The organism is Rhodococcus sp. R1101, assembly GCF_000278445.1.
Classification (GTDB): domain Bacteria; phylum Actinomycetota; class Actinomycetes; order Mycobacteriales; family Mycobacteriaceae; genus Rhodococcus; species Rhodococcus gordoniae.
Window position 1 is genome coordinate 1 of record NZ_AJVB01000581.1, and the last position, 2,156, is coordinate 2,156.

Here is a 2,156-nt window from a genome sequence, read left to right on the forward strand (position 1 = left end):
CCGGGATGCAGCCACCTCCGCATCCCATGGCGCCCGGCGCCACGGACGAGGACTACTACCGGGGCACGATCCCGGTGCCCGAGCACGTGTCCGCCGCCGACGGGGAGGAACACCGGTGACCACCGCCCTGCTCGCCGCCGAACTCGTCACGACCTCCACCGGGGAGGCCGTGCAGTTCTGGATCCTCGGTGCCGTCGCGGTGCTCGGGGCGCTCGGCGTCGTCGTCGCCCCGAAAGCCGTGTACTCGGCGCTGTTCCTCGCCATGACGATGATCGTGCTCGCCGTCTTCTACATCGCGCAGGACGCCGTGTTCCTCGGTGTGGTACAGGTCGTGGTCTACACCGGCGCGGTCATGATGCTGTTCCTGTTCGTGCTCATGCTCGTCGGCATCGACTCGTCCGATTCCCTCGTCGAAACCATCAAGGGCCAGCGCGTTCTCGCGATCGTCGTGGCGCTCGGGTTCGCGGTGATGCTCATCGGCGGCATCGGGAACACTGCGGTGTCCGGATTCGCGGGACTCGACGCCGCCAACGCCGGCGGCAACGTCGAGGGCCTGGCGGTGCTGCTGTTCATCGACTACGTCTGGGCGTTCGAACTCACCGGGGCGCTGCTCATCACCGCCACCGTGGGCGCGATGGTGCTCGCCCACCGGGAACGGTCGGAGCCCAGGAAGACCCAGCGCGAACTCGCCGCACGCCGGTTCCGTGAAGGAGAACGGGTCACGCCGCTGCCGGCTGCGGGTGTCTACGCCCGCCACAACGCCGCCGACGTTCCGGCCCTGCTCCCGGACGGCTCGTTCTCCGAACTGTCGGTCGGTGAGCTGCTCGGCCGCATCGGCCGCGACTGGGACCACATCGATCTCGGCCTGCGCGAACCCGGCGGCGACGACGCGAGGAAGGATCGGCGATGAACCCCGAGAACTACCTCTACCTGTCGGCACTGCTGTTCACCATCGGCGCAGTGGGAGTTCTCGTCCGCCGCAACGCCATCGTCGTGTTCATGTGCGTCGAACTGATGCTCAACGCCGCCAACCTGGCCTTCGTCACCTTCGCGCGGATGCACGGCAACCTCCACGGCCAGGTGTTCGCCTTCTTCACGATGGTCGTCGCGGCCGCCGAGGTCGTCGTCGGTCTCGCCATCATCGTGACCATCTTCCGGACGAGGCGATCCGCCTCCGTCGACAACGCCGACCTGCTCAAGTACTGACGACCCACGAGGACGGTGAGTGTGAGAGCCCACGACGAACCGAGAGGACACGCGACATGACGTCGTTCCTGAACTCGGCGCTGTGGTCGATACCGGCACTGCCCTTGGCCGGCGCGTTCGTACTGCTGCTCCTCGGGCGGCGCAGCGACAGCTGGGGACATCTGCTCGGATGTGCTACTGCGATTGCCTCGTTCGTCGTCTGCGCCGTCATGTTCGCCGGGTTGCTCGGACTCGACTCGAACGCCCGGCTCGCACAGCAGACCGTCTTCGCCTGGGTGCCGGTCGGAGAACTGCAGGTCGATCTCGGACTGCGGCTCGACGCGCTGTCGATCTGCTTCGTGCTGCTCATCACGGGCGTCGGAACGCTGATCCACCTCTACTCGATCGGGTACATGGCACACGATCCGGAACGCCGGAAGTTCTTCGCCTATCTCAACCTGTTCCTCGCGGCGATGCTGGTGCTCGTCCTCGCCGACAACTTCCTCGTCCTGTATCTCGGGTGGGAAGGGGTCGGTCTCGCCTCCTACCTGCTCATCGGCTTCTGGCAGTACAAGCCCACTGCCGCGACCGCCGCAAAAAAGGCGTTCGTCGTCAACCGCGTCGGCGACATGGGGCTCCTCATCGCTCTCATGATCATGTTCGCGACCTTCGGCAGCCTCGACTACGACACGGTCTTCGTCGCGGTCCCCGCCGCGACCGAAGCCACGGTGACGGCGATCGGCCTGTGTCTGCTCCTGGCCGCGTGCGCGAAATCCGCTCAGCTGCCGCTGCAGTCGTGGCTCGGCGACGCGATGGAGGGTCCCACCCCGGTCTCGGCGCTCATCCACGCCGCGACCATGGTCACCGCCGGCGTCTATCTCGTCGTCCGGGCGAACGCGATCTTCGACGCCGCACCGGCGGCACGACTCGCCGTGGTCGTCGTCGGTGCCGCGACGTTGCTCTTCGGCGCG

The 2,156-nt window shown here is 67.0% G+C and carries 3 protein-coding genes and 1 pseudogene; all 4 read left to right on the plus strand.

Annotation, left to right across the window (positions count from 1 at the left end; translation table 11 throughout):
• Nucleotides 1-119 (plus strand): annotated as a pseudogene (locus R1101_RS31555) (NADH-quinone oxidoreductase subunit NuoI); the annotation flags it as partial.
• Nucleotides 116-910, plus strand: coding sequence for an NADH-quinone oxidoreductase subunit J (locus R1101_RS0121880; RefSeq protein ID WP_016935374.1), 795 nt, complete (start codon nucleotides 116-118; stop codon nucleotides 908-910). The pseudogene R1101_RS31555 and the gene R1101_RS0121880, both read left to right, overlap by 4 nt.
• A complete protein-coding gene (gene nuoK / locus R1101_RS0121885; protein ID WP_016935375.1) occupies nucleotides 907-1,206 on the plus strand; it encodes an NADH-quinone oxidoreductase subunit NuoK in 300 nt (99 codons plus the stop codon). The genes R1101_RS0121880 and nuoK overlap by 4 nt, the downstream gene beginning before the upstream one ends.
• A gap of 56 nt (nucleotides 1,207-1,262) precedes the next feature.
• Nucleotides 1,263-2,156 (plus strand): proton-conducting transporter transmembrane domain-containing protein (locus R1101_RS0121890; protein WP_016935376.1); only part of this gene is annotated, 894 nt, incomplete at its 3' end.